The sequence below is a fragment of the Holdemania filiformis DSM 12042 genome (assembly GCF_000157995.1).
GTDB lineage: Bacteria > Bacillota_I > Bacilli_A > Erysipelotrichales > Erysipelotrichaceae > Holdemania > Holdemania filiformis.
In genome coordinates, this window is the sequence record NZ_GG657554.1 from 16,216 (window position 1) to 18,636 (window position 2,421).

The 2,421-nt window shown below is 39.0% G+C and carries 2 protein-coding genes; both read right to left on the reverse strand.

Going from position 1 to position 2,421, the window contains the following annotated elements; all coding sequences use genetic code 11:
• Positions 1-207: 207 nt before the first annotated feature.
• Complete coding sequence (locus HOLDEFILI_RS05030; RefSeq protein ID WP_006058407.1) at positions 208-1,569, reverse strand: ATP-binding protein; 1,362 nt, start codon at positions 1,567-1,569, stop codon at positions 208-210.
• A gap of 189 nt (positions 1,570-1,758) precedes the next feature.
• Positions 1,759-2,421, reverse strand: a 663-nt coding sequence (locus HOLDEFILI_RS05035; RefSeq protein ID WP_006058408.1) for a hypothetical protein, incomplete at its 5' end; no start/stop codon positions are given.

Below are 2,421 nucleotides of genomic sequence, written 5' to 3' on the forward strand. Positions count from 1 at the left end.
ACTGTCATTTCCAGATCAAAACGAGAAAACCAGACTGCCGCAGTCATAGTACTGTGCCGGTCTGGTTTTTAGTTAATGAAATAAGGGCTGATCCGTCAAACATAAAACAGATTTCAAAAAATGGTCTTGAGCAGTCAGGCTGAATAGTTGTACATTATCGAACATAGAAAAATAAACGATTCGTGAACCGAAACTCTCAACCCATGATTAGTCTAAGGATTCGTTCTCTTTTTGCGCTATAAACGGTGTTAAATAGATTGGAAGACATAAGATATCTTTATCTTTGGAAATATCCTTCGTATGGATGATATACCGATTCAATATCCGATCTGAATACTTTTCATAAAATACGTCAAGAGAAGAATGTTTCCTGTAATTTGATGATTTTACTTCGATCGGGCAAATCTTATTTTTCTTTGAAATGATGAAATCAATCTCATAATTTTTTTTCTGTTCCTTATTTAAAAATGTATAGTAAAACAAGTTATTCCCTGTCGCCGTAAGCATTTGCGCCACCGCATTTTCATAAAGATAACCCAAATTAGCCGATAGTTTATCATTTAATAATTTTTCGTAGATCAGGTTTTCTGTAAAATCTTTATCCTTAAATTGAAGTGTGACAAATAAACCTGTATCTGCCATATACAACTTGTATCGGTTGATATCTTTATAAGCCGATAATCCAACATCAGGATTATTCGCATGATACGCTATCGAAACAGTTTTTGAATCCCTGAGTTCTGCAATTAAACTTAGCTGTGTGTTATCTGTTATCTTATATGAATTTAATACTTTTTTGACCTGAAAACCTTTTGTATTTTTATTTAACTGGGAAGGGATCGCTTCAAATAAAAGAGAAAGTCTTCCTGTGGAATCTATTTTTCTAAAATCATCTTCATAAAGACTTAAGATGTCCCTTTTTACATCATCCACTTTTTTGAAGTTATTCGTTTTGATGAACTCATTCACGGCTTGCGGCATTCCTCCAACAAGCATATACAGCCTGAAATCACGCATAAGTTTTCGATTCAGCGGATCACCCAATGTCTTCTTAGAATTGAATATCTCCTTTAACAAATTCATCATCGATGTGTTATTTAAAGCCCACAAAAATTCTTCATAGTCCATCGGATTCATTTGAAGTTTTCTTTCTTCGCTGGGAATTAAGATATCTTTAACATTCTTTTTAATCGAGATCAAAGAGCCTGTTTCAATATAATCATATCTTCCATCTTTGACCAACGCTTTAATCGCTTGTCTGGCTTTAGGACACAATTGTACTTCGTCAAAAATAATTAAAGAATTTCTTTCTACCAGTTCTACCTGATATTGTAATTGAAGCTGAAGAAAAAAGTAGTTTAAATCAGACATATCTTCAAATAAATCTCTAACGCTCTCGGATGCAACAGAAAAATCGATCAGAATATATTGAGCATATTCTTTTCTGGCAAATTCTTCAACAATTGTTGATTTTCCCACACGCCGAGCGCCTTCAATCAATAGAGCGGTCTTCCCTTCAGATTCAATTTTCCATTCTTTAATTTTATCGTAAATCTTTCTTCTAAACATGGGCAGCACCTCTTTTATAAGATTATATCCAAAAATCGCAATTCATTCAATGGTCAAACATCCAAAAATCGCAATTCATTTTCCGCCAATATATCCAATAATCGCAGTTCATTTTTCATCAACACCTCCAATAATCGCAATAGAGAAGAATGATCGTTTTAGAAAGAATCGTTTTTACCTTTTTCTCGTCTACAAACGGCCGAGCATCCATTCCATTTCCTCGATCCGCATCGAAGCGCCTTCAATCAGCGGCAGAGGGGTCGCATGGTATTCCGGCCAATCTTCGTCGGGCGGCAGGACAAGCTCGCAAAAATCAGTAGAATAGCCAAACTGATCGTTCCAGTAAACCCAGCGGTTCTCTGCCTGATGGAGATTGTGAATCACTAAAACAAAGGTTTTCGGATCTTCCTGTTCTCCCTGATCCTCCCTCACCCAGGCCAGCAGCTGCGCCGTATTGCCCAGCTCCGAATCAATGAAATACGCCTTTTCAATCGTCAGCGTGCCTTCAGAATTCGGATGGCAGCGCAAACTGGCAAAGCGAAACAGGATCTCCTCCAAGGCAGTCTGAACATCCGGCGTCAGTGCTTCTTCCCGGGTTAATAAAGGGATCGGGCCTTGCAGCCGGGGTTCGTCAGTCAACTGGATATTGCATGCCGGATACCAGTTATACTGGGGCGTCTGACATCGGGCCGCGGCCCGAACGCGTTTGAGCTGATCGAGCCATTCCAGATCGCCCGCCTGCCGGGCATAGCGCAGATCGTCTTCCAATAACCGCGAATTCCAATCTTTCCGATTGGGCGTCGAAGGATATCCTGTATATAAAGACGTATGATAATATTCCCAGGCTTCGTG